The organism is Stenotrophomonas sp., assembly GCF_032056425.1.
In the GTDB taxonomy this organism is placed as follows: Bacteria; Pseudomonadota; Gammaproteobacteria; order Xanthomonadales; family Xanthomonadaceae; genus Stenotrophomonas.
Map to the genome: position 1 here is coordinate 69,301 of NZ_DAMBCN010000011.1, position 25,062 is coordinate 94,362.

At 67.8% G+C, this 25,062-nt stretch carries 21 protein-coding genes and 1 pseudogene; 7 read left to right on the top strand and 15 right to left on the bottom strand.

Going from position 1 to position 25,062, the window contains the following annotated elements; all coding sequences use genetic code 11:
* Positions 1 to 7: 7 nt before the first annotated feature.
* The 8 genes from RTY46_RS09425 to RTY46_RS09460 all read right to left on the bottom strand — a co-directional run bounded on the left by RTY46_RS09425 (position 8) and on the right by RTY46_RS09460 (position 7,523).
* Positions 8 to 1,084: a class I SAM-dependent methyltransferase gene (locus RTY46_RS09425; protein ID WP_312707996.1), complete on the bottom strand. Its 1,077-nt coding sequence runs from the start codon at positions 1,082 to 1,084 to the stop codon at positions 8 to 10.
* On the bottom strand, positions 1,081 to 1,866 hold the full coding sequence (locus RTY46_RS09430; RefSeq protein WP_312708053.1) for a DUF1295 domain-containing protein: 786 nt from the start codon (positions 1,864 to 1,866) through the stop codon (positions 1,081 to 1,083). Before RTY46_RS09430 ends, RTY46_RS09425 begins: the two co-directional genes overlap by 4 nt.
* Positions 1,863 to 2,411 carry a DUF2878 domain-containing protein gene (locus tag RTY46_RS09435; protein WP_312707997.1) on the bottom strand — a complete coding sequence of 183 codons (549 nt, stop codon included), beginning with the start codon at positions 2,409 to 2,411 and terminating at the stop codon, positions 1,863 to 1,865. The genes RTY46_RS09430 and RTY46_RS09435 overlap by 4 nt, the downstream gene beginning before the upstream one ends.
* A 1-nt stretch (position 2,412) precedes the next feature.
* Positions 2,413 to 3,672 carry a cyclopropane-fatty-acyl-phospholipid synthase family protein gene (locus RTY46_RS09440; RefSeq protein ID WP_312707999.1) on the bottom strand — a complete coding sequence of 420 codons (1,260 nt, stop codon included), beginning with the start codon at positions 3,670 to 3,672 and terminating at the stop codon, positions 2,413 to 2,415.
* Positions 3,669 to 4,436, bottom strand: a complete 768-nt coding sequence (locus tag RTY46_RS09445; protein WP_312708001.1) for a DUF1365 domain-containing protein — start codon at positions 4,434 to 4,436, stop codon at positions 3,669 to 3,671. The genes RTY46_RS09440 and RTY46_RS09445 overlap by 4 nt, the downstream gene beginning before the upstream one ends.
* Positions 4,433 to 5,710, bottom strand: coding sequence for an FAD-dependent oxidoreductase (locus RTY46_RS09450; RefSeq protein WP_312708002.1), 1,278 nt, complete (start codon positions 5,708 to 5,710; stop codon positions 4,433 to 4,435). The genes RTY46_RS09445 and RTY46_RS09450 overlap by 4 nt, the downstream gene beginning before the upstream one ends.
* 1 nt (position 5,711) lies before the next feature.
* Entirely contained in the window at positions 5,712 to 6,665 is a 954-nt protein-coding gene (locus tag RTY46_RS09455) for an acyl-CoA desaturase (RefSeq protein ID WP_312708003.1), read from the bottom strand.
* An 84-nt stretch (positions 6,666 to 6,749) separates the two neighbouring features.
* The gene (locus tag RTY46_RS09460; RefSeq protein WP_312708004.1) at positions 6,750 to 7,523 is read right to left on the bottom strand and encodes a hypothetical protein; all 774 of its coding nucleotides are present in this window, start codon (positions 7,521 to 7,523) and stop codon (positions 6,750 to 6,752) included.
* A 133-nt stretch (positions 7,524 to 7,656) separates the two neighbouring features.
* Between RTY46_RS09460 and RTY46_RS09465 the strand changes: the two genes are divergently transcribed.
* The 4 genes from RTY46_RS09465 (at position 7,657) to RTY46_RS09480 (ending at position 11,072) form a co-directional block, all read left to right on the top strand.
* Positions 7,657 to 8,280 (top strand): sigma-70 family RNA polymerase sigma factor, encoded by a 624-nt coding sequence (locus RTY46_RS09465; RefSeq protein ID WP_312708005.1) that lies wholly within the window; start codon positions 7,657 to 7,659, stop codon positions 8,278 to 8,280.
* Positions 8,277 to 8,957 (top strand): ChrR family anti-sigma-E factor, encoded by a 681-nt coding sequence (locus tag RTY46_RS09470; protein ID WP_312708006.1) that lies wholly within the window; start codon positions 8,277 to 8,279, stop codon positions 8,955 to 8,957. The genes RTY46_RS09465 and RTY46_RS09470 overlap by 4 nt, the downstream gene beginning before the upstream one ends.
* 19 nt (positions 8,958 to 8,976) lie before the next feature.
* Positions 8,977 to 9,666 (top strand): oxidoreductase, encoded by a 690-nt coding sequence (locus RTY46_RS09475; protein WP_312708007.1) that lies wholly within the window; start codon positions 8,977 to 8,979, stop codon positions 9,664 to 9,666.
* Between the two features lie 263 nt (positions 9,667 to 9,929).
* Positions 9,930 to 11,072 (top strand): pectate lyase, encoded by a 1,143-nt coding sequence (locus tag RTY46_RS09480; RefSeq protein WP_312708008.1) that lies wholly within the window; start codon positions 9,930 to 9,932, stop codon positions 11,070 to 11,072.
* A 50-nt stretch (positions 11,073 to 11,122) separates the two neighbouring features.
* On the opposite strand, the gene RTY46_RS09485 is transcribed toward RTY46_RS09480, so the two are convergent.
* The 4 genes from RTY46_RS09485 to RTY46_RS09500 form a co-directional block, all read right to left on the bottom strand.
* Positions 11,123 to 13,513, bottom strand: coding sequence for a response regulator (locus RTY46_RS09485; protein WP_312708009.1), 2,391 nt, complete (start codon positions 13,511 to 13,513; stop codon positions 11,123 to 11,125).
* On the bottom strand, positions 13,506 to 13,976 hold the full coding sequence (locus tag RTY46_RS09490; protein ID WP_312708011.1) for a response regulator: 471 nt from the start codon (positions 13,974 to 13,976) through the stop codon (positions 13,506 to 13,508). The genes RTY46_RS09485 and RTY46_RS09490 overlap by 8 nt, the downstream gene beginning before the upstream one ends.
* Entirely contained in the window at positions 13,973 to 16,213 is a 2,241-nt protein-coding gene (locus tag RTY46_RS09495; protein WP_312708013.1) for an ATP-binding protein, read from the bottom strand. The genes RTY46_RS09490 and RTY46_RS09495 overlap by 4 nt, the downstream gene beginning before the upstream one ends.
* Positions 16,214 to 16,314: 101 nt before the next feature.
* Complete coding sequence (locus tag RTY46_RS09500) at positions 16,315 to 16,932, bottom strand: biliverdin-producing heme oxygenase (protein WP_312708015.1); 618 nt, start codon at positions 16,930 to 16,932, stop codon at positions 16,315 to 16,317.
* A gap of 33 nt (positions 16,933 to 16,965) precedes the next feature.
* Between RTY46_RS09500 and RTY46_RS09505 the strand changes: the two genes are divergently transcribed.
* Positions 16,966 to 17,349, top strand: coding sequence for a hypothetical protein (locus tag RTY46_RS09505; RefSeq protein WP_312708016.1), 384 nt, complete (start codon positions 16,966 to 16,968; stop codon positions 17,347 to 17,349).
* Positions 17,350 to 17,364: 15 nt separating this feature from the next.
* On the opposite strand, the gene RTY46_RS09510 is transcribed toward RTY46_RS09505, so the two are convergent.
* Positions 17,365 to 19,533: a hypothetical protein gene (locus RTY46_RS09510; protein ID WP_312708018.1), complete on the bottom strand. Its 2,169-nt coding sequence runs from the start codon at positions 19,531 to 19,533 to the stop codon at positions 17,365 to 17,367.
* Positions 19,534 to 19,649: 116 nt separating this feature from the next.
* Between RTY46_RS09510 and RTY46_RS09515 the strand changes: the two genes are divergently transcribed.
* Positions 19,650 to 21,515: an XVIPCD domain-containing protein gene (locus tag RTY46_RS09515; RefSeq protein WP_312708019.1), complete on the top strand. Its 1,866-nt coding sequence runs from the start codon at positions 19,650 to 19,652 to the stop codon at positions 21,513 to 21,515.
* A 58-nt stretch (positions 21,516 to 21,573) separates the two neighbouring features.
* Here RTY46_RS09515 and RTY46_RS09520 read toward each other — a convergent pair whose 3' ends face one another.
* Positions 21,574 to 21,852 (bottom strand): hypothetical protein, encoded by a 279-nt coding sequence (locus tag RTY46_RS09520; protein ID WP_108753175.1) that lies wholly within the window; start codon positions 21,850 to 21,852, stop codon positions 21,574 to 21,576.
* Positions 21,853 to 22,075: 223 nt separating this feature from the next.
* Between RTY46_RS09520 and RTY46_RS09525 the strand changes: the two genes are divergently transcribed.
* Positions 22,076 to 24,304: a TonB-dependent siderophore receptor gene (locus tag RTY46_RS09525; protein ID WP_312708021.1), complete on the top strand. Its 2,229-nt coding sequence runs from the start codon at positions 22,076 to 22,078 to the stop codon at positions 24,302 to 24,304.
* Positions 24,305 to 24,360: 56 nt separating this feature from the next.
* On the opposite strand, the pseudogene RTY46_RS09530 reads toward RTY46_RS09525, so the two are convergent.
* Positions 24,361 to 25,054, bottom strand: a pseudogene (locus tag RTY46_RS09530) (HAD family phosphatase).
* Positions 25,055 to 25,062: the final 8 nt, after the last annotated feature.

A 25,062-nucleotide genomic window follows, 5' to 3' on the forward strand; every position in this document is an offset into this window, starting at 1 on the left:
GCCTCGCTCAGCGGGGGCGGAACAGATAGTGGGCGACCAGCCACTGCTGGCCATCGTCGTAGCCGAACAGCTCGGCACATGCCATCCAGAACATGCGCCAGCGCTGCCACCACACGCGCGCGGCGGCGTCACTGCCATAGGTCTGGGCCAGCAACGGCAGCAGTTGCTCGCGCGCTGCGTCCTGGTTGGCCAGCCAATGGTTGGCGGTGCGCTGGTAGTGGGTGCCGTCCAGCAGCCAACGCTGCTGCAGCTGCAGGTGCTGCTGGAAATGCAGCAGGGTGTCGGCCGCCGGCATCAGGCCGCCGGTGAAGAAATGCCGGCCCATCCAGTTGTCATCGCCTTCGGTCTCGAACGGGTACATCAGCGTACGGTGCGCGAAGATGTGCACGAACAGCGCGCCGTCCGGGCGCAGCCAGCCTGCGATGCGGCCCAGCAGCTGCGCGTAGTTGCGCACGTGCTCGAACATTTCCACCGACACGCAGCGGTCGAAGGCCTGCGCGGGCAGCTCCAGCAGGTTCACGTCACGGGTCAGCACCTGCACATTGCGCAGCCCGCGCGCTTCGCACTGGGCCAGGATGTGCGCGCGCTGGCTGTGCGAATTGGAAACGGCCGTGATGCGCGCAGCGGGGAAACGCTCGGCCATCCACAGGGTCAGCGAGCCCCAGCCGCAGCCCAGTTCCAGGATGTCCTGGCCGTCGGCCAGGCCTGCGCGTTCGCCGTACAGCGCCAGCATTGCATCCTCGGCCTGGTCCAGGGTTTCGTGACCGGTGCGGTAATAGCAGCTGCTGTACTTCAGGCGGTGGCCCAGGCACGCCTGGAAGAACGCGGCCGGCACTTCGTAGTGCTGGCGGTTGGCCGCATCCACGTGCAATGCCAGCGGGCTGCTGGACAATTCCTGCAGGCGCCGCTGGAAGCGCTGTGATTGCGCGTGCAGGCCGCCGTCCTGTTCTTCGGCAAGCCGCTGCGCACACAGGCGGCGGATGCCCAGGCGCAGCACGGCATCGGGCAGCAAGCCGCGTTCGGCCCAGCCGGTCAGGCCGGTTTCAACCAAGGTGGGTGGGGTGAGCGAGGTGACCGCATTCATGGCGAGGGATCCTTGGGCGAGCGGGGGAACCACGGGAAGAACATCGGGGTGCTGCGCTGGTACTGGCGGTAGTCTTCGCCGCGGCTGCGCAGCGCCTGCTTTTCAGTGAACGGAACACCGCTCAGGTAGCGAAGGAACAGGTACATCAGCACGGGGCCGGAGCAGGCCAGCCACCACAGCGGTGAACCCACCGCCAGCAGCACGTAGGCAAACCAGTGCAGCCATTCGAAGAAGTAGTTGGGATGCCGCGAGTAGCGCCAGAGGCCATCGCGGCAGGTGCGGCCCTTGTTGGCAGGGTTGCTGCGGAAGCGGGCCAGCTGTCGGTCGGCCAGGCTTTCACCGCCCACGCTGAGCAGCCAGACCGCCACCGCCGCGATGATCCAGCCACCCATGTGCGTGCTCGGATTGGCGGCCACCGCAACGAAGGGCAGGGCGAACAGCACCACCAGCAGAGCCTGCGCCATGAAGAAGCCGAAGATCTTGCCCTGGTGGCCGTGCCAGTGCTGCCGCAGGTAGCGGTAGCGGCCATCCTCGTCTTCGTGGCGCACGCGCCGCCACAGATGCAGGGCCAGACGCGCGCCCCATGCACCGCCCAGTGCGGCCAGGGCGATACGCGGTGCCGCAGCGCCATCGCCCAGCCATGCCAGCAGCACGGCGCCAGCGGCCACGCTCTTGGCCCACAGCACATCGACCACGCCGATGTTGTCATTGCGGCGCTGCCAGGCCCAGCCCCAGCTCATCACCAGCGCGGCATACAGCAGCACCCACAGCAGCGCGGTCATGGCCGCGCCCTCTGCAGCAACGGCGGGCATTGCACGCGGGCACCGTGGCGGGCGACCCCGACCAGTACCGGCAGTGCCACCGCCCAGCCCAGGCCCAGCATCATCACGCCCTGCCAGAGCGGTTCCGTGAACGCGACCGCATGGAAGCCGCGCGCGGCCGACAGGTAGGCCAGCGGTGCCAGCAGCAGGCCGAACAGGATCGGCAGCAGCCAATGCCGCTGCAGGAAGGCCATCGATGCAGTCAGGGTCATGGCGAACGCGGCCCACAGCGCACAGATCCACGGCGGCGGCGCCCAGCCGAACGGTGCGGCGGCATAGCGCACGCTGCCGGTGGCAGCCACCACGCCGTCCACCAGCCACGCGCAGGCCAGGGAAAGTGCCAGCAGTTTCAGGTCCAGCCGTGGCTGCGGCGCGGTCATCAGCTGGCTGCCGATGTAGAGCGTGGCGGCCAACAGGGCCGGCCACTGCCAGCCCCGCGCGGCACCGGCGACCGAGCACAACCAGACCGCCTGGTTGCCGAGCAGATTGATCCAGGTGCGGCGCATCTCACGCCGCCTGGCCGGCATTGCCGGCGGGACGGTAGCCGGGGCGCGCCAGCAGCAGGTGCGAGACACCGATCGAGCGCTCCAGGAAGCCGCCCTCGCAGTAGGCCAGGTAGAACTCCCACAGGCGGCAGAAGCGTTCGTCGAACCCTTGCGCCTGCACGGCGGCGCGCTGGGCCAGGAAACGTTGCCGCCAGGCGCGCAGGGTCAGCGCGTAGGAATGGCCGAAATCATGCTGGGCCACCAGCTGCAGGTCGCTGCTGCGGGTCTTGGCCGCAAGGATGGCATTGAGGGACGGGATGAAACTGCCGGGAAACACGAAGCGCTTGATGTAATCCACGCTGCGCCGTGCCTGCTCGTAGCGGTGGTCCTCAATGGTGATCGCCTGCAGCAGGGCCACGCCATCGGGCTTCAGCAGGCGTTGCAGCGTGGACAGGTACGTGTCCAGGTACTCGGCGCCGACCGCTTCGATCATCTCGATCGACACCAGCTTGTCGAAGGGGCCCTGCAGGTCGCGGTAGTCCTGGGTGAGCAGGGTGATGCGGTCCTGCAGGCCGGCCTCGCGCACCCGCTGCTGCGCCAGCGCATGCTGTTCGGCGGAAATGGTGGTGGTGGTCACATGGCAGCCGTAGTGCTGCGCGGCATGCAGGGCGAAGCCGCCCCAGCCGGTGCCGATCTCCACCACGCGGTCACCCGGCTGCAACCGCAGCTGCTGGCAGATGCGGTCCAGCTTGCGCTGTGATGCCGCTTCAAGTGTTTCCTGAGCGTTGGCGAACAGCGCCGAGGAGTACATCAGGTCCGGCGACAGGAACAGGCTGAAGAAATCGTTGCCCAGATCGTAATGGGCGGCGATGTTGCGGCGGCTGCCGGCGCGGCTGTTGCGGCGCAGGCGGTTCCACCCGCGCAGCAGCCAGCCGCCCACGCGCGCCGGGCCGCGCTCCATGCCGTCCAGCAGGTCGCGGTTGCGTACCAGCAGCTGCACCAGCGCCACCAGATCGTCGCAGCGCCAATCACCGTCGATATAGCTCTCGCCGGCGCCCACGCTGCCCTGCGCGGCCACCTTGCGGTAGAAGGCGGGGTCTTCGATGGTCACCGTGGCGTGCAGGTCACCGCTGGGCTGGCCCAACCGTTGTTCGCCGAAAGCATCGCGCACCAGCAGGCTGCCCTCGCGCAGCGGTGCCAGCTGGTCCAGCAGCCTGCGGCGCAGGAACGCGTCCAGCGCGCCGGGCGGGGCCATGGCCACCGAAGGAGTCAGTTCGTTCATCGCGGTTTCTCGGCAAGGGAAGGGTGGTCATGCACCGGGTTGCGCTTCAGCCACAGGCGCAGCGCCTGCCAATGAATGGCGGCGACCACCTGCACGGTCATCAAGGGGTAGGCGGCCAGCACCCGGGCCAGACCTGGTCCATCCAGTGGCCGGCGCTGCATGCTCTGGGTGGCGTCGAACTGGCGCACGCCGTCGCGCCACACCTGCATGTGCACGCGCAGCTGTTCGCCCGGCACGTTGAAGCGCCAGTCGTAGTGGCAATCCATGGCCATGAACGGCGATACGTGGAAGACCTTGTCGAACTGCCAGCGCAGGGCGTGGTCGCCATGCAGGGCGCGCGCAACGGGCAGCACGTAGGCGTGGCGCTCCTTCCAGGGCGTATTGGTGATCTCGGCCACGATGCAGTCCAGCGTCTGGCCATCGGCGCGGTAGCAGTAGTAGAAGCTGACCGGATTGAATACATGGCCGCCAAAGCGCAGGTGGGTGAGCAGCCGCACCGGGCCCTGCGGGCGATAGCCCAGTTCGCGTGCGGCGTGGTCACGTACCGCGTCGGCCAGCGGCCGTGCGGGATCGCCGAAGTAGTCGCTGCGGCGGAACTCGGCCAGGTTGCGGCGGTTCACCGACCACAGCCAGCGCCCGGCGAACACGCTGTCCAGTTCGTCCAGGTCCAGCAGCAGCTGGGCGATCGGGTAACGGAATGCGTGCGCATGCGGCTCGTGGCGGCGATGCAGCACGTGGCCGAAATAGAGCGCGCTGCCGCTCATGCCGGCACTTCCACGTCGAAGGTGCTGCTGGCCTGCGCGGTACGTTCGCGCAGCGCATCGACCACCCGGCGGGCGCTGCGGATGCCATCCTCGTGGAACCCCCAGCCCCAGTACGCGCCGGCAAACCAGGTGTGGTGGCGGCCCTGCACTTCACCCCAGCGCTGCTGCGCGCGCACGGCGGCGTGGTCGTGCACCGGATGCGAGTAGTGCAGGCGGCGCAGCACCTTGTCCGGAGCGATGGCATCGCTGCGGTTCAGCGTGACCACCAGTGGCGTATCGCTGGGCAGGCCCTGTAGCAGGTTCATGCAGTAGCTGACCGTGCAGGCCGCGTCCGTTGCGCGCGGTACATGCGCGTTCCATGCCGCCCAGGCCTTGCGGTTTCGCGGCAACAGGGTGGCATCGGTGTGCAGCACCGCTTCGTTGGGCTGGTAGCGGATCGCGCCCAGTACCGCGCGTTCCACCGGGTCCACCTGCTGCAGCAAGGCAAGCGCCTGGTCGCTGTGGCAGGCCAGGATGACCTCGTCGAAGCTCTCCACACCGGCTGCGCTGTGGATGCGTACGCCCCAGGGCAGGCGCTCCACCGCGTGCACCGGGCATTCCAATCGTTCGCGCACCTGCCAGCGTGCACGCAGCGCGTCCACGTAGCGGGCCGAGCCGCCGCTGACTACCCGCCACGGCGCGCGGCCGGTCATCTGCAGCATCTGGTGGTTGGCCATGAACTGCACCAGGTAGCGCGCGGGGAAGTCGAGCACGGTAGCGGTGGGTGACGACCACAGCGCGGAGGCCATCGGCAGCAGGTGCTCGTCAACGAAGGCCTGGCCGTAGCCGTGCTGCTGCAGGTACTGGCCCAGGGTGGGGCCGCGTTCTTCCTGAAGCAGGGCAGGTGCCTGGCGATAGAAGCGGCGCAGGTCGGCCAGCATGCCCCAGAAGCGCGGCGACACCAGATTGCGGCGCTGGCAGAACAAGCCATCAAGCGAGGTAGCGTTGTACTCCACGCCGCTGCGCTCGCTGTGCATGGAAAAGCTCATGGTGGTGGGCTGCGAGGCCACGCCCAGTTCGTTGAACAGGCCAGTGAGCAGGGGATAGTGCAGCTCGTTGAAGACGATGAAGCCGGTATCGACGGCAAGCCGGCGGCCATCCACGGTGACATCATGGGTATGGGTATGCCCGCCCAGGTAATCGTTGGCCTCGAACAGGGTGACCTCGTGCTCGCCGTCCAGCCACCAGGCGCTGGCCAGTCCGGCAATGCCCGATCCGATGATTGCGATGCGCATGTCAGTGCCTCGCCTTGGCCAGCACCCAGTCGGGTATGGGTTTGAGTCCCTTCACCAGACCGACCGCCGCCATCGCGCGCAGGCCGTACCAGGTCAGGTCGATTTCCCACCAGCGGAAGCCTTGGCGCACCGTGCCGGGGAAGAAGTGATGATTGTTGTGCCAGCCCTCGCCGAAGGTGAGCAGGGCCAGCCACAGGTTGTTGCGGCTGTCATCGCGTGTGTCGTAGCGGCGGCTGCCGAAGCGATGGGCCAGCGAATTGATGGTGACGGTAGCGTGGAACAGCACCACGGTGGAAATGAAGAAGCCCCACACCAGCAGTTGCGGGCCGCTGGTGTCCAGGCCCGGTGCGGTGTGCTGCAGCAGCTCGCCCAGCCCGAACAGGGCCGCCGCCAGCAGCACCGGCACGGCGATATCGAAACGATCCAGCCAGCGCAGCTCCGGGTAACGCGCCAGGTCCGGCACCCGGCTCAAGTCCGTGGCGAAGGCCTCGCGGGTCAGGAACCAGCCCATATGGCTGCGCCAGAAGCCGACTTCGTTCGGTGAGTGCGGATCCTGCGGCTGGTCCGCATGACGATGGTGATGGCGGTGATGCGCGGCCCACCACAGCGGCCCGCGCTGCACGCTGGCGGCGCCGATCACCGCGAAGGCGAACTGCACCGGTCGCGAGGTCTGGAAGGTGCGGTGTGAGAAGTAACGATGGTAGAAGCCGGTGATGGCGAACATGCGCACGGCGTACAGAGAGACCGCCACTGCAACGGCGGTCCAGGATACGCCCGCCCAGACCACCCCCAGGCAGGCCACATGCAGCAGCACGAAGGGCACCGCACGCAGCCAGTCGATGCGCCCGGGCTGCGCCGCCGACACCTCGGTGGCGTTGCTGCCGGTATCGAACCAGCGGCGCACCGTGCGCAACAGGCGGGTGCGTCGATGGGGCAGGGGCGCAGCTGCAGACATGTTCGGCTTCCGGAAGGCGCGTGTGTAAGTGCCTACGTTGCAGCGGGGCGATTGGATGCAGCCCATTCGCATCCGTGAAGCACTTCACCTGGCCGTAACACCACACGCGCTGACCAGTGGCGCATCCTGTTCGCGCTGCCACTGGCTGCGACTGGCGGGCAGGGGCGGTTTCTGGAAGGCGACGCGGACCTGCGGGTAGCGCCCGTGGGCGTCACGCAGGTTGCTGGTGCCGTTGAACTCCAGCAGGCGACGGTCGGCGTCGGCGTAGACCAGGCTCAGGCCGGGTGCGACGGCGCCGTACCACGCATCCAGGCGCACTGCGAAGGCCTGCGCGGGTTGCCCCTGCCATTGCTGCGCGCCACGGTGCTGCACCTTCAGCGGGTAGAAGCGCTGCCGCCCCGGCACCAGGAAGGAGAGCGTGACTGGCTCGCCGCGCAGCAGGGTGCCCCAATGCTGGCGCACGGCGGCATCGAAGCCGGCGTCGATCACCGCGTCCTCCGGTAGCGCAAGCCGGGCCTTTACCGGCGCCGCGTCGGCCGCTTCGCGCCACTGCAGCTGCACCGCCGACGTAGAAACGTCCAGTTCGGCGGTCTGCCCGCTGCGCCGGTCCTGCAGGCGGTAGCCCCGCGCTGCAGGTCGGCGTGTGGCCGGCAGCTGCTTGCGGGCGAAGGGCTGGCCCGATCCACAGCGGTATTCGACCCAGCGTTCCGCCCCGTCCTGCGGTCCCTGCTGCCAGTGCACCTCGCGGTAGGCCACACGCCCGTCCGCAGTGGTCGCCACACCTTCGCTGCGCAGCAGCGTGGGTTCGGCGTGGGCGGCCCAGGCGGGCAACAGCAGCAGGCAGGCGTAGGCGCGCATGGGGCGATTTCCGGCAGGGTCTGCAACCACTACGCGGCGCGGCGGCCGCTGGATGCACCCGGCCGTGCATCCAACTGGCCCCGGCCTGCGTAGAGGCACAGGAATCACCTTCACCTGATCGCCGCCCCCGCTCATGTACGTTGAACGCCGTCCGCCCCGAAGCCCCTTCGACGCCGCCCGTCTCGTGTCCAGTGCCCAGCAGCCCAGCAGTGAGCCGACCAACTGGACCGGGGACATGGACGGTGTGGCCCGGCTGCGCGACCGCGACTGCTTCCTGCGCATCTACGACCACTTCATGCCACGTCTGTGCGTCTACCTGCGCGGCTTGGGGGCACCGCCCGCCGTGGCCGAAGAGCTGGCACAGGAGGCCTTGCTGCGACTGTGGCTGCGGGCGGCCGATTTCGATGCCGCGCAGGGCGCGCTGAGTACGTGGCTGTTCCGCATTGCGCGCAACCTGCATATCGACCGCGTGCGCCATGAGCGTGGCTGGCTGCAGGCGCAGGCGGCGGTGGCCGACGCCGCCAGCTTCGATGTGGTCGAGCACAGCAGCGCCGAGCAATACGCTGACCAGGTGCGCCTGCGCCAGCGCATCAACGAACTGCCGGCGGTGCAGGCGCGGCTGGTGCGCATGTCCTACTTCGAAGCACGAAGCCACGGCGAGATTGCCGCCGCGCTGGGCATGCCGCTGGGCACGGTGAAGTCGCACCTGCGCCGGGCCTTCCTGCAGTTGCAGTCGAAGGTGGGAGGTGGCCTGTGAGCCCGCGCCACCATCTGCACGAATCGACGTTGATGAGTTACGCATCCGGTGGTTTGCCGACCGCGTTGAGCGTGGTGGCCGCCGCACACCTGGAACAGTGCCCGGTCTGTCGCCAGCGCCTGCGCGATGCCGAAGCGATTGGCGCGGTGCTGCTGGAACAGACCCAGCCGGCCGTGGACGAGGCGCGCCACGCGCAGCTGCGCATGGCCATGCTTGCACAGATGGACCAGGCCGACGGTGGGATGGCTGCCGCGTGCGTGGCACCGCGAGCGCTGCCCAGTGAACGCCCGCAAGCCAACCCGGATCACCTGCCTGCCGCCCTGCATCCGTATTTCGGTGCATCGCTGTCGGGGCTGCGTTGGCGCTGGATCGCGCCGGGGGTGTACTGCATCCGGGCGGCCCAGATGCCTTCATTGATCATGCTGAAGATTGCGCCGGGCAAGTGCCTGCCCATGCACAGCCATGGCCAGAGTGAGCTGACCCAGATCCTGCGGGGCAGCTACAACGATGCGCTGGGCCTGTTTGCGCCGGGTGACGTGGCCGATCTGGACGAGGATGTGGAGCACCAGCCGGTTACTGCGCCGGGCGCGCCGTGCATCTGCGTCTCCGCGCTGGATGCGCCGCTGGTGTTCAGCGGCCGGCTGGCGCGCAAGATCCAGCGTTTTGTGAAACTCTAGCGCGCCGCAGGAGGTGTGCATGAGCGCTGACAACACGAAATCATTGAGGATTCTGCTGGTCGGCAGCGGCGGTCTGGTCGGGCAGGGCGTTGCGCAGGCGTGCGCGGCGTCTGCCCAGGTGGCGCAGGTCACCGCGCTGGTGCGTCGCGAAGGCACGGCCCCTGCGGGGTTCGAGGAAATGGTGCTGCCCGACTTCCTGCAGGCCGCGCACGCCGATCTGCCGTGGGCGGGATTCGATGCGTGTTTCTATTGCGCAGGTGCGCCGCCACTGGGCACGCCCGAGGCCGAGTACCGGCAGGTGACGGTGGACGCCACGTTGGCCGTTGCCCGCGCGTGGGCCGCCGCCAATCCGCAGGGCTGCTTCCTGTATGTATCCGGCGCACACGCCAACCCGGCCAGCCGCATCATGCCGCTGCGGGTGAAAGGTGAGATCGAGCAGGCGCTGTCGCGACTGCCGGTACGCACAGTGATGTTGCGGCCGGCAGGTGTGCAGCCGGTGGCGGGTACCGGGACCCGGCACACCCTGATGAAGCCGTTCTACTGGGTGGCCGCGCCGTTGATGGGTGTGGTCGGACGCGTGCTGCCTTCGTTGTCGGTCAGCAACCGGGCGATCGGCGAGGCCATGATCGTGCTTGCCGGCATGGCGCAGCCACCGGGCGTGGTGGAGTGCGCGCAGATCCACCGCTTCGCGGAGGCGAAGAACCGGTAGCGGCAAACCCTGGTTTGCCCGCCTTTCGTGCCGACCAGGGTCGGCACCTGCCAACGCTCGGAATTCCGCATTGGCGCCGGGCCACGCCGGGACACTGCGCAGTGTCCTGCTGTCCTGCAGGGTGACACGCACCCGGCGCGCTGTCTTTCTGTGACTGCCTGCGCACAAGCACTGTCGCAATGCGCGGTGCGCGCACACGATGCGCGCCGCGCGTTGAGCATGGCCCCGCGCCCGACGTGGGCGCGTAACGTCCGGACCTGCCCATGAATGTTCCGTTTCGTTCTTCGTTGCTGCCGCTGGCCCTGACGGCGGCGGTCCTGCTGCTGGCGGCCCCGGCCCAGGCGCAGTCAGACCGCAGTCGCGAAACCGCCAGCACCGGCTGGGCCACCCAGAACGGCGGCACCCGCGGCGGCTCGGCGGCGGCGGCCACCGCGGTGTTCACGGTGTCCACCGCGGCGGCACTGAAGACGGCCCTGAAGGCCAGTGTCGGCAGCGGCGGCCGCATCATCCGCATCAGCGGGGTGATCGACATGAGCGACGGGCAGCCCTACAGCACCTCGGCCGACATGAAGTCGCGCGCCCGTGTTGAGATTCCCACGCAGACCACGCTGATCGGTGTGGGCAGCAACGCAGAACTGCGCGAGGCCTACCTGATGGTGAAGGCCAACGATGTGATCATCCGCAACCTCACCATCGAGAACCCGTGGGACCCGCAACCGGTGTGGGACCCGGACGATGGCAGTGCAGGCAACTGGAATTCCGAGTTCGACGGCCTGACCGTGGACGGCGCCAGCAATGTCTGGGTCGACCATGTGACCTTCACCGATGGCCGCCGTACCGACGACCAGAACGGAACCGCCAACGGTCGACCCAGGCAGCACCACGATGGCGCCATGGACGTGAAGAATGGCGCGAACTACGTGACTGTGTCCTATTCGGTGTTCCGCCTGCACGACAAGAACAACCTGATCGGCTCCAGTGACAGTGCCAGCAGCAAGGACAGCGGCAAGCTCAAGGTCACCATCCACAACACGCTGTTCGAGAACATCGGCTCGCGAGGGCCGCGCGTGCGCTTCGGCCAGGTGCATCTGTACAACAACTACCACCTAGGCAGCACCAGCCACGCGGTGTATCCCTTCAGCCATGCGCACGGGGTGGGCAAGGAGTCGAAGATCCGCTCGGAATCGAACGTGTTCCAGATTGCCGGTGTCAGTGGCTGCGACAAGATCGCCGCCAGCTACGGCGGCAGCGTCTATCGTGACGACGGCTCGATCCTCAATGGCGCCAGCCTGGTCTGCAGCTGGGACCGCAACGTGGGCTGGACGCCGCCGTACAGCTACATTCCCTTGAACGCGACGCAGGTGGCGGCCGATGTGCTGGCCAAGGCCGGCGCCGGCAAGCTGTAGGTCAACACCTGCGCGCCCGGTCGATGCTTGGGCCGGGCGCGTGGGGCCGATCAGGGGCTCAGGGCGCTGCGCACCGATTCGGCCAGGTCGCTGCGGGTGAATGGCTTGGACAGCAGCGGTGCGCCGCGCCCGGGGCTGCCCACGGTGTCGTGGTCACGCGGGTAGCCCGAGGTGAACAGGACGGCCACCGAGGGCCAGCGCTCGCGCACCTGCCGGCCCAGTTCCCAGCCGGACATGCCGGGCATCACGATGTCCGAGAACAACAGATCGATCTGGGTGTCGGGCCGCTCCAGCAGGCGCAGGGCGGAGGGGCCATCGTGGGCTTCCAGCACGCGGTAGCCCAGCTGTCGCAACGCATCGACGGTGTAGGCGCGCACGTCGTCGTTGTCCTCGGCCACCAGGATGGATTCCTCGCGTGCCTCGTAGCTGGCCCAGCCGGTCTGTGTCGGCGCCGCCTGGCTGGGCAGGGGCAGGGTCGAGCGCGGGAACATCATGGTGATGCTGGTGCCATCGCCGGGCACTGAATCGACCAGCACGTGGCCGCCGGACTGCTTCACGAAGCCATGCACCATCGACAGCCCCAGGCCGGTGCCGCGGCCGACCTGCTTGGTGGTAAAGAACGGTTCGAACACCTTGGCCAGCGTTTCTGCCGACATGCCATGGCCGTTATCGCGCACGCGCAGCATCACATACTCGCCCGGCGTTGCATCCGGGAACAGGGCGGCATAGTCGTGATCCAGGTGACTGTTGTCGATCTCGATCACCAGCTGGCCGCCGTGGTCCATGGCATCGCGTGCATTCACGGCCAGGTTCAACACCGAGACTTCCAGCTGGCTGACATCCAGCTCCACGCACCAGATGTCGTCCGCGCTGCGGATCTCCAGCTGCACCAGCTCGCCCAGGGCACGCTGCAGCATGTCCTGCATGCCATGCACGGCATCATTGAGATTGACCGCCTGGCTGTGCAGGGGTTGCCGGCGGGCAAAGGCCAGCAGGCGCTGGGTCAGGCTTGCCGCGCGGTTGACGCCCTTCAGGGCGTTGTCCAGCGCCCGCGCGGTCATGCCGGCCGGTTCTCCCTTGCGTTCATTCAGCAGCAGCGCGTGTTCCACGTTGCCGGCGATGACGGTCAGGATGTTGTTGAAGTCGTGCGCGATACCACCGGTCAGCTGGCCAACGGCCTCGATCTTCTGCGACTGGCGCAGCGCATGCTCTGCCTGCAGTCGGGCGGTGGTTTCCACCGCTTCGCAGACCACCGCCGCCACCTCGCCATCGGGGCCCTGCAGCGGCCGCAGCGAAAAATCAAAACTGCGCTTGCCAGTGGGCAGTTCCAGCTCGAACGCATGCAGTGACGGGGTGCCAGCGGCCGCGTTGTGCACGGCCTGCGCCACGATCTGCGCGGCTGCGGGGGTCGCTGCGAACCACGGGGTGTGGGCAAACTGGGCGCCGACAACGTCGGCCTTTCCTGCCATCACCGCTGCCAGCGACGCCACGTTGGCGTCGAGCACCCGGCCGTCCAGACCCAGCAGGACCTGGTGCTGGAAACTGGATTCAAAGATCGCCTGCAGGCGCCGCTTGCTGGCCTGCAGTTCGGCCGTGCGCGCCTGCACCTGCTGTTCCAGTGACTGGTTGTCCTCGCGCAACGCCAGCTCGGCGCGCTTCAGGCCGGACACATCACTGCCCAGGCAGGTGTAGCCGGTCACCGTGCCGTCGGCCGCAAACTCGGGCACACAGTCCATCTGCACGAAACGTGCTTCGCCACTGCGGTGGGTCAGGGTGATCTGGAAGCTGGCACGCTCGCCGGCCAGCACCCGTTCCAGGCTGGGCAGGGCCTGCTGGAACGAGGCGCCGTTGCCGATATCCGCCGGCTGCTTGCCCAGCAGGTCGTCCAGGGCAATGCCATGCCAGTCCAGGAACGCCTTGTTGGCGAAGCGGTAGCGGTGGTCACTTCCCAGGTGTGCGATCAGCGCGGGAATGGCATCGGTGATCTGCTGGAGCTGTGCCTGGCTGTGCTCCAGCGCCGTCCGCGCCTGGGCCAGCTGGTTGCGCTCGCGGGCCTCATCGCGGGCACGGCGGATGGCGTCCGGCAGCCGCTGCAGCCGCTGCTTGACTACGTAGTCGCGCGCGCCACGGGTCAGGGCCTGCACCGCCAGCTCTTCGGTCAGCGTGCCCGAGACGAAGATGAACGGAATCTGCGGCGCATGTTCGCGCGCCAGCGCCAGTGCGGTATCGCCGTCGAACCCCGGCAGCACGTGGTCGGCCAGGATCACGTCGAACTGCGCCGAGGTGATCGCGGCCAGGAACGTGTCGTGCGCCCACACCCGGTGGGCGTCAAAGCGCAGGCCGGAGCGCTGCAGCTGGGCCGTGATCAGTTCGGCATCCAGCGCGCTGTCTTCCAGCATCAGGATCTGCAGGCGGGTGCCTGCAGGCGCGGGGTCATTCATGGGTAGGCGTTTTCCCGTTGCCGCCGCGGTGCGGGGGTGGCTGGTTGGTGATGCCCCAGAACATGCCAAGGCCCTGGATGGCGTCGAAGAATTCCTTGAAGTCCACCGGCTTTACGACAAATGCATTGACGCCCAGCTGGTAGCTGCGCACCAGGTCCTGCTCTTCGCGCGAGGAGGTGAGCATGACCACCGGGGTGCTGCTCAGTTCCGGGTCCTCGCGCACCTGCTGCAGTACTTCCAGGCCGTTGATCTTGGGCAGTTTCAGGTCCAGCAGCACCACCACCGGGCCGCCGTGGAAGGTGCCGGCGAAATTGCCCTGGCTGCGCAGGTAGTCCAACGCTTGGGCGCCATCGCGCACGTGCACCACCTCGTTGAGCAGCTGGCAGCGCGCAAGCGCGGCCAGGGTCAGTTCGGCGTCCTTGGGGCTGTCCTCGACCAGGAGGATCGGCCGCAGATCCCTCATGGGTGTTCTCCGGTAGAAAGGGGAAGGGTGAAATAGAGCGTGGCACCTTCACCCAGCGTGCCTTCGGCCCAGGTGCGGCCGCCATGGCGGCCGATGATGCGGCGCACATTGGCCAGGCCGATACCGGTGCCTTCGAATTCGTCTTCGTGGTGCAGGCGCTGGAAGACGCCGAACAGCTTGTCCACGTAGCGCATGTCAAAGCCGCAGCCGTTGTCGCGCACATGGAAGATGTCTTCGCTGGCGCTGCGCTGGTGGCCCACCTCAATCACTGCGTCGGGCACGTCGCGGGTGAACTTCACTGCGTTGGACAGCAGGTTCTGCCAGACCAGCCGCAGCATGGTTGGATCGGCCTCGACCACCGGCAGCGGCCCGATGCGCCATTCAATCGAGCGCCCGGCATAGTCGAAGGCCAGGGTGCGGCGCACATCCTGGGCCAATGCGCCCATGTCGATGTGCATGCGGCCCAGGGTTGAACGACCCATCTGCGAGAAACTCAGCAGGTCATCGACCAGCGTTCCGGCAGACTTGGCCGATTCAACGATGGTGTCGAGGAAGCGGCGCTCGTTCTCGCTCAGGCGCTCGGCCGCAGAGCTGCCCAGCAGTTCGGAATAGCCGACGATGTGGCGGAACGGTGCGCGCAGGTCGTGGCTGACCGAATACGAGAAGGCCTCCAGTTCCTTGTTGCTGCGCAGCAGCTGCTCGTTCAGCTCGGCCATTTCTTCGGCCTTGCGCAGCACGATGTCGACGATGGCGGTGCGCATTTCGTGCGCGGCATCAGCGTCGGCGTCGCTCCAGGGCAGGCTCCGTTGCTGCACGGTCTCCTTCCATGCCTCGAAGGAATGGCGGGGCGACAACGCGGTGCCAGGATCACTCGACTTGCGCGGGTCACCGCCCCAGCGCACGGTGCGTACCACTTCGGGCCGGAACCACATCAGGTAGCTGTCGTGAAGCTGCGAGATGGACACCGCCAGCACGCCGCTGGCCACGTCGCTCAAGCGTGCGGCCGACGGCCACGCACCGGCCAGATGGTCGGTGTGGAAGACCTCTTCGCCCGGGTGTTCGGCGGCCACCCAGTGGGCCAGGCGCAGGATGTCCTCGCGGGCCGGGCATTGCCCCACGCGCATGCACTCGCCCTTGTGCACGATGGCGGCGCCGGCGGCTTCGGTCAGCGCCAGCAGGTTGGTGTGGTCCTGGCGCAGCGCCGCCATGAAATCCTCATCGCCGGCCATGCGTGCAAGCAGCTTGACCAGCAGCGAGCGGCGGATCACCCGTTCTTCCACCACGCGCCCGCGCTCTTTCACGGCAATCTGCAGCGACAGGATCTGGCCCATGAACTCACAGGCGGTGCGCACGGGGTAGGGCAGGCGACGCGCGTTGGCGGTATGGCAGGACACCAGGCCCCACAGGCGGCCCTCGTGGATAAGCGAGACCGACATGGAGGCGCCCGTGCCCATGTTGCGCATGTATTGCAGGTGCACCGGGGAAACGCTGCGCAGCACCGCCAGGCTGAGATCGGTCGCCGGCGCGCCGGCAGACGCGGCATCACGCACCAGCGGCACGGCTGTGTAATCGGAATCGGCGATCAGCCGTACCCGGTTGCGCCGGTACAGTTCACGTGCCTGTGCCGGAATGTCCGATTCGGGGAAACGCAAGTCCAGGTAGGACGGCAGCACGCCATTGCCATCCTCGGCCACCACGGTGCCATTCCAGGCGCTGTCGAACTGGTAGACCAGGGTGCGGTCGAAGCCGGTCAGGGCACGCATGTGCTGGGCGGCCAGCTGGCACAGATCGGCCACCGTCGCGGCCGATTCGATTTCCGACATCAGGCGGCGGATGGCCGGATAGAGCTCTTCCAGCGAACTGGGCTGGCCGGGCACCGGGCTTTCCAGTTCCACCAGCAGGTCGTGCTGCGAACGGTGCACCAGCAGCTGGTGGCGGCCATGACCGTCCAGGTGCACCGCGCCCACATGCACGCTGCTGTCGACCGCGGTGCGGCGCAGCTGCGGCAGGAAGGGCGCCAGCACGCCGCCCAGGACCGTCTCCAGTGATTGGCCCAGTGGCTCACCGAACTGCTGCAGCAGGGACGCCTGGCTGATCGCGCGCTCACGGACCCGCAGCGTGTCGGGGTCTGCGATCAGCAGAACGCCGTAGGGTTGGATGGCGCCGGGGGTGTGGATCGGCTCGCGGGCACAGGCGGACAGCGCCAGATCGTTCACGGCGTCAGTGGCGTTTGACATGAAGACAGGAACCCGGAAATGGTGAGGCGGCGCAGGCGCGCGCCCGGAACAGGGGAAGCGACAGGCATCGCTCTACTATCGCATTGCTGTCAACGGCTGGCTCAGGCATTTCTGAACGCTTCATCCACGCGCCGCCCAACGAACTCAAACGCCGCGCAGGCGGCCGCGGCGGCCTGTGCGCGGTGCGCGTCGGTCAGCACGATCGCATCCATCGCGGCGCGAACGCTGCGCCAATGCGCGGCCACCCCGGCTGCCGCCGGCGCCAGATGGCGTGCGCCGAAGCCAACATGCAGGCCCAGGCGCGCGGCATGCTGCAGCAGAACGGCCGCCCCCATACTGGAGCCTTCGGCCACGTACCACCAGCCCAGCGCCACGGACAGGGGCGCTGCGGCAAGCGACGGCGCATCGGCCATCGGCACCGCAGCGTGCGCGCCCAGATCCGCCAGATCGGCAAGAACCTTCGCATGCCGGCAGGGTTCTGCTGCCGCCAGTGACAGGTCGTGCCGCAGGTACAGTGGGGCCACCGCGCCATGGAACTGCGCCTGCACCTGCAGGAAGCGCAGGTAATCGCGGCGATCATCAAAGATGCCCAACGCCATCAGGCGCTGGTCGAGGCGCTCGTGGGTGCTGCGCGTGGCCGCCTTCAGCGTCGCGCTGAGCGGCTCGCCGGGGGCAGGAACAAAGGCAGCGCGCTGCGCGCAGGGGGCGGGAACGGACATTGGCGCTACGCTAGCAGAAGCAGTGTCAACGCTGTGAAGAAAATTCGCCTGGACTGCACCGGCAGTGAACACCGGCTGCACGCCTGCAGCGCTACCGTAGGCTTCGACTTCTCCGCTGGCCATCCCGTGAACCTGCAGCCCGTATCAGCACGTCTCTCTTTCCCGCACACGCTGCCCGACACGTGCCAGTTCGATCTGTTGCAGATCGATGCGCTTAAAGATCCCGGCAGCGGCCGCATCGTTCATCTGTACGCGCTGGTGGCGCGCTGCCACGGCTGCGCGCAGGTGTTCACCGCGCACGAAGGCGCCGGCTTCATCAGTATGTCAGGGGCGCGCATCCTGCGTTGCCCGGAGGGCTGTGGCGAGCACGCGCTGAAGCCGCGCGTGCTGCGCGACTGGCAACCGGCCGCCGCCTGAGCCCCGTCGGCGCGGTCAGGGCGCCGGCGCCAACAAGGCGGGGCGGCCCTCGAACCAATCCCGTGCACCGGCCAGGTGCCACTGCCGGCGATCACCATCCAGCTCGATGCCCGCACCCAGTATGCCCCAACGCAGGTAGAGATCACCCCGGCGGCGCTGTTGCAGCAGATCCAGGCGTGCACGCAGAGCGAACCGATCATTCTCGGCCTGCAGATCGTCCAGCACCAGGTGTCCCGGCTGCCAGCGCAGTGCGGTCTTCGCCTCCACCTGCCCTGAATCAAGCAGCTTCAGCACCCAGCCCGGGTAATCACCGCGTTCGGCAAACACCGCCAGCAACGGGCCCGCATCGCTCATCGCCACCCGCGCCCGCGCATCCACCTGGAACGGGGCCTGGCCGTCGATTCGGCCCTGGTCCACGTCCAGGCGGCCCTGCCAGCCCTGCGTCCCGTCGCGCCCATCAATCTGCACATTGCGCAGTTCAACGGCGCTGCCGGTCAGGTCGAACCAGCGCTGGCGGAAGTCCCCGCGCTGCAGCCTGCCGTCCACGCGGGTGTCGGCGCGCAGGTCCAGCCCCGCCAGTTGCAGGCGCGCGCCCTGGCCGACAAGACGTGCAGTGCCCTTGCCGATGCGCCCGTCGGTGTCCAGCCCGACATCACCACTCAGGCGCGCCGCGCCCGACACCAATCGGACCTGGCCGTTGCCGAGGAAGCGGTTGTAGGCCGCCAGATCGGGAATGTCCGCATCGTTGAAGCGCAGCCGGGCGCGCACGCCGCGGCGCAGCTCACGCAGGCGGCCGTCACCGCTCAGCTGCAGTGACAGGTCGCGCCCCTCGAACAGGGTGGCCGCATCCTTACCCTGGGTGCGTGCGGAGAAACGCGGCAGCCGCACATCCAGTTCGGCACGGGTGGGCGTGCCCGGCTTCAGTTCGCCATGCGCACTGGCGACGCCGGTCATGCGCACACCGGCCACTTCGGCCACCGCCTGTGCTTCGGGCAGGTCCACGGTGCTGCCGGCCACCAGTTCACCGTCGTGCACGCGCAGGTCGGCCTTCAGCACACCACCGCCATCCAGCTGCAACCACGGTTTGCGCACGAACAGCGCGGGTATCCAGTTGAGCGAGGTGAACGTCCACTCGCCCTGCACCTGTCCGGAGGTGCGCTCCAGCAGGCTGGCCGGATCGTCGAAGGGAATATCGTGGCCGCGGATATGCAGGTCGGCATCCAGTGCCGCGCCGCGCTCGGCGCGTGGTGGCAGCCGCGCCTGCAACCGCATGTCCTGCGCCACATCCAGCTGCAGGGCCAGCACGCCGCGGTCGGGGGCGCCGTCGCCCAGCTGCAGCGGCACCCGCCAGATCGCACGGGTACCTGGCATCAGCGCGCCGCGCTGCAGATCTACGTGCGCCTGCAGCTGGCCGGCCAGCGGTGAACTGGCGATGGCCACCTGCTGGGCGTCGGTATTCATGCGCACGCCCTGGCTGCGCGCGGTGATGTCCAGCGTGCCTTCCACCAGGGTGAACTTGCGGATGCCCGGCGCCTGGTCGCGGTAGTGCCGCGGGTAGCGGAAGGTGGATTTCAACTGCATGCCCGACAGCAGTTGTACGCCGTCGTAGCTGGCGAAGGCATCGTTGAATTCAACCCGCGAATCCAGCAGTTGCGACGGACCGCCACGCAGCTGCTTGACGAAGCCGAGGGTGCCGCTGCCGCCGCCCTGCAGCAGCAGCTTGCCGAAACGTGCGCTGCGGATACTGTCGCTGTGGATCGCGTCGAAGCGCAGCGTCCAGCCCTGGTCGCCGCGCGGCGGCGAGGGTACGACGTCCTCCACGCGTTCGATCTCGGCCGACACACCGGTCGCCTGCAGGTGCGGCACGCGCACCTCGCGGCGGAACAGCGGCAGCACCGCCAGCCGTGCACTGGCGCGGTCGGCGTGCAGCACATACACGGTGTGGTTCACATGGCCGCGCATGTGCACGTTCCAGGCAATCACATGGCCGGGCAGCAGGGTAATGGCCGGCCCGGTGGACATCACGAACTTGTGCGCCTTGCGATTGGTGACCGCATCGAACAGCGGCGTATTCAGGAATACGTTGCCGGCCAGCAGATACAGCGCCTGCAGGCCGAGCAGTGACCAGGTCAGCCATCGCACGCCGCGCGGCCAGGTTGAAAAGCGCGAAATGCGGCGGAACATGCAGGCCTTCTCGATGGGACGTAGTTCACTATCTCGAACACTGCAGCGGTGCGGCGTGAACGCGCACGTACGCGGACTGCCATAATCCGGCGGTCTACGTTCAAGGAGCCCACGGCATGAATGCCACCACCCGCACGGAAGGCGCACCCGCCCAGGCTGCTCACGCGGCCAACGCCAGCGCGGCGTTCGATCCCACGTATGTCTCCAGCAACGGCGAGGCGCAGTTGAAAGGCGCCGGCCATGCCGTGACCGTGAATGGTGAAGACCAGTCGATGAAGCTGGCGCAGGAAAAGAAGGTGTCAGGCACCGGTCCCAGCACGCAGTTCCGCGGCGCATCGCTGGCCGCCGCGGCCACGCCCACCCGCGACGGCATGGATTATCTGGTGACGGTCGACCACGTAGTGGGCAACCGCATGAAGGCTGGCGGATTCACCCAGGAAGACACTACCGGCGCGCGTGGTCGCTACCGTGTCAGCCTGCCGCACGACGCACTGGGCACGGATCCGACGACGGTCAATCCCTTCGATCCGCAGACCATTCCCCGCGGCGGCAGTGTCACCCTGGACGGCCAGCACTTTACCGGCACCGCGCTGGAAGGACGGTTCCGCAACATCGCCATCCAGAGCCAGGTCACCGAAGCGCAGGGCGCCAGCTACCGGGTGGATCACCTGCAGGATGGGCGCGTGCGGGTCACCACCGGGCCCAACCAGGCCGTGGAAGCGTTCAACGGCGTGGGCTTTGCCGCAGGCAAGCTGGCCGCCGTGGCCGGGCGCCAGGATGCATTGGGGCAATCGACGGTGCGCAGCGCCACCTTCGATCTGGACCAGGTGGATGGACGCGCGGCCTACCAGCACTTCATCGATACCGGGGTGATGGATGCGCAGACGCCGGGCGTGCAGGATCTGGCGACCGTTGAACGGCTGGGCATGAGTTCGCAGACCCGCCTGAAGGTGGGCGTGGGCGATGCGTTCGCCGTGGATCTGGCTGGCCAGCGCAATGCAGGCGATGTGGTGCGGGTGCGCCACGAGGATGGCAGCTTCACCGAACAACGCACGGTGGAATACAGCGGCAACGTGCCGGTGAGCCGGTTCAGTGCCCATGGCGCTGACGGCCAGGAGGACATCAGCCAGCGGCGCTACCAGTTCCAGATCGACCTGCGCGACCACGAACACGGCGAACAGATTGCCGGCATGGTGAATGCCGCGCTGACCGGCAACGCGGCCGGTGATCGAGGCCCCCTGCATGCAGGCGTGGAAAACACGCTTGTGCTGGACGAGCCGCAGATGCGCGCCCTGATGGAGCGCACCCAGGCGATGGTGAAGGACAACCCGATGCTCGGCCCGAACTGGCGCCTGCTGAGCGAAGACGGTCAGGGAAAGCCGCAGCAGGACGTGGATGCCTTTGCCGTGGGCCTGGCGCGTAACCAGGGGCATTCGGCGTACGGCCTGGGTGAGCGCCTGTTCCGCGTGGCGTCGGCCCAAGGCGGTCAACTGCAGCCGATCGCGGCCAGCGCGCAGTCGCAGGCCTTGCGCGACCTGCCGCCGCCTTCACCGTTGCTGCCGCAGCACGACCCGCGCAATGAAGCCAGCCCGCGCCACGGCCTGTGGCTGCAGACCCAGGGCGCGGTGAACAGCCTGGACCAGGCCATGGGGCGCCAGCCCGACCAGGCCAGCGAACGGCTTGGCATGGCGCTGCTGGTGGCGGCCACCCACAAGGGCATGGACCGGGTGGACCAGGCGGTGTTGAGTGACGACGGCCGCTACGCATTCGCCGTGCAGGGCGAACCGCATGCCGCCGACCGGCAGATTGCCCGCGCCGACACCGCACAGGCCGTCGCCACGCCGGTGGCCGAGCACGTGCGCGAACTGCAACAGGTGCCCGAGCGTGCGGCAGCAGACGTGCAGGTCACGCAGCAGCGTGAGCAGGAGCAGGAGCAGGTCCAGGTGCAGCAGCAGGAAGCGGTGCGCAGTCTGGCGCGCTGAACCCTGTGCGCTCACCACGCGGTAGCGCCGGGCCAGGCCCGGCGCTCCCTGCGAAGCCTCAGCCCGGCAGCTCGCACTGCATCTTGCCGTCCACGTAGTACGGCTTGGGCACGTTCGGATTCTCGCTGGTCTTTTCGAACACCACTTCGAACGTGTCCGTGGCGGGCGTGCCCTTGCGCTCGGTGCAGGCGTCCTGCAGCTTTTTCTTGACGGCCGTGATGCCTGCATCGCGGTTGGCGCCGTCGGCGCTGTTGGTCAGGTTCACCGTTTCGGCCCAGGCCAGGGGGCTCAGGGCCAGCAGGGCGGCCGTGGCGGCCAGGGTGTGCAGCTTGCTCATCCAATGTCCTCGTTGCGTTCCATGGGTGCAGCCCGGCGCGAGCGCCCGGCGCTGGCCCAGTATCGAAAAGCGCGGTTAACACGGTGTCGGCGCGGCCTACGCCCTGCCAGCACGCCACCTGAACCACGGACGTTAGTGCGAACCATTCGCATTTGATATGATTTCATGCGTCCTTAACAGTGCCGCGGCCTGCCGCTGGCGCCCCTTCCTGGCAGGTTCCCCCATGAATTCCTCCGCATTTCCCGTCCGCTCGCCGCTCAGCACGGCGCTGACCGTGGCCCTGGCCCTGTGCGCGCCGCTGGCCGCCCAGGCGCAGTCGCAGACTCCGGATGGCAGCAGCCCCACCGACCTGGATGCGGTGCACGTCAACGCCTACCGCACGCTCACCCACACCTCTGGCGCCACCAAGACCGACACCCCGGTTGCCGAGATGGCCAAGTCGGTGTCGGTGATCGCCCGCGAGGAACTGGATGCGCGCGGCGTGCAGACCTTGAACGAGGCCATGCGCTACGTCGCCGGTGTGTCGCTGGAAAGCAGTGGCATCGACAACCGCGTGGATGATTTCCGTATCCGTGGTTTCGACGCGGGCAGCTGGAGCAACAACGTGACCATCGACGGCATGCGCGCGCCGCAGGGCGGGCAGTGGAACCGCACCATGGTGGACAGCTGGAACCTGGACCGGGTGGAAGTGCTGAAGGGGCCGTCGGCGGTAATGTACGGCCAGGTGGCTCCGGGTGGCATGGTGAACCAGGTCAGCAAGACCCCGACGCCGGACCAGCAGCAGATCGTGCAGCTGGGCGTGGATGGCAACGGCCAGTACAGCACGGCCTTCGACGTGGGCGCGGCATCGGCGGACAAGCAGCACCTGGGCCGCCTGGTGGGTCTGTACCGTGATGGCGATACGCAGATCAAGCACACCGACCAGCAACACTGGTTCCTGGCGCCCAGCTACACCTTCCAGATGGCCGAGCGCACGCGCCTGACCCTGCTGGGCCTGTACCAGCGCGACGATGGTGGCTCGACCTACCAGTTCCTGCCCATGGCCGGAACGCTCAACGCCACGCCCTATGGCGACATGAAGAACAGCACCTTCATCGGCGAGCCGACCTGGAACACCTATGACCGTACCATCTGGTCGGCTGGCTGGATGTTCGAACACGCCTTCAATGAAAACTGGACGCTGAGCCAGAGCGCACGGCGCTTGAACGTGGACTCGACCTTCCGCACGGTGGTGACCAATGGTGCGCTGAACGCCGACGGCCGCACCCAGAAGCGCCGCGCCACCTGGGGCGAGGGCGATTCGCGCGGCGACACCGCCGATACCCGCCTGACCGGCAAGTTCAGTACCGGTGCGGCACAACACACCCTGCTGGTGGGCGTGGACTGGCAGAAGGCCGATTGGGATGCGGCGCGCGGTGCAATGGGCACGGCCACCGATACCCCCAACGCGATCGACATCTTCAATCCGGTCTACACCGGCTACATTCCGGCCACGACCTCGATCAGCTACTCCGGCGGCATCAACCGCCAGACCGGCGTCTACTTGCAGGACCAGATCGCGCTGGACAAGTGGCGCTTCACCGTGGGCGGCCGCTACGACTGGACCAAGGATGACACCTGGACGCAGTCGTACACCGTGGCCAACAACCGCTTCGGCGCACGCACCCCCAGCCAGATCAAGAACGAGGCCTTCAGCGGCAATGCCGGCATTCTGTTCGTGGCCGACAATGGTCTGACCCCATACCTGAGCTATGCCGAATCGTTCCAGCCCGCGGGCAGCACGGCCACCCAGTCGTTCGACCGCACGCCGTTCGATCCGATCACCGGCAAGCAGTGGGAGGCCGGCGTGAAGTACCAGCCCGCCAGCTTCGACGGCCTGGTGACCCTGTCGGCCTACGATCTGCGCCAGCAGAACGTGCTGACCGATGATCCGGACACCGGCCACAACACCTGCGGCACCACCGGTACCAGCCAGTGCCAGGTGCAGGACGGCGAGGGCCGCGTGCGCGGTGTCGAGCTGGAAGGCCGGGTGACCCCGCTGGCGGGCTTCAGCGTGATCGGCGCCGCGTCCTGGATGGATTCGGAAGTGACCCGCAGCAACAACGGCTATCGGGGCAAGCAGCTGGCCATGGTGCCGGACTGGACCGCTTCGCTGTGGGGCGACTACACCTTCCAGGGCGGTGCGCTGGAAGGCCTGAGCCTGGCGGCCGGCGCGCGTTACAACGGCAAGAGCTACGGGGACAGCGCCAACCTGTACCTCATTCCGTCGTACACGCTGTGGGATGCCGCCATCCGTTACGACATCGGCCAGTACGGCAACGTCGGCACGCAGCTGTCGTTGAATGTCAGCAACCTGGCCGACAAGCGTTTCGTGTCGACCTGCACCGGCGTGTCGTCGTGCTACTACGGCACCGGCCGCACGGTGACGGCAACCGCGCGCTTTACCTGGTGACCCGCGCGGGTTGATGTCGTGGCAGCGCCGCTCTCGCAGGAGGGCGGCGCTGGCAATCAGGCCGCCGTGTTGCCGGTATACGCGGCCAGCACCGCCGGCAGGTCCTGCATGGATTCGAAGATGACATGCGCACCGGCCGCACGCAGCGCCTCGGGGGTGCTGTGGTACTGGCCACCCGGGCTGTAGCCGAACACGGTGGCACCGGCGGCCACGCCTGCGGTGGCACCGGTCACGGTGTCTTCGATGACCGCGCAGCGCGCCGGGTCCACGCCCAGTGCCGCGGCGGCGGCGAGATACACATCGGGATAAGGCTTGGTGCGCGGCTGGTCCTGACCGCTGAAGATCTGCCCGCCGAAGGCATCCAGAATGCCGATCTTTTCCAGCTGCAGGCGAACCTTGAGCAGATCGGCACCGGACGCGCAGGCGATCCGGCCCTGGGTGAGGGTCTGCAGCGAACGTACGGCGGCGGGTGCGCCGGGAATACCGGTCAGGTCACGCTGCAACGCCACGTTGCGCTGCTGGCGGAATTCTTCCAGCCACGCCTCGGTGAAGGGTTTGCCGGTGCGTTCTTCGATCAGGCCGGCCAGGCTGGACCGACTTGCCCAGGAACACCTCGGCGGCCTGCTGCTGGGTAAGTGGCCAGCCGCGTTCGGTCAGCATTTCCGAGAGCACACGCGCGACCAGCGGCTCGGAATCGACGAGGACGCCGTCGCAGTCGAACAGCACGGCATCGAAGGGGAAGGGGGCCATGGGGGGCG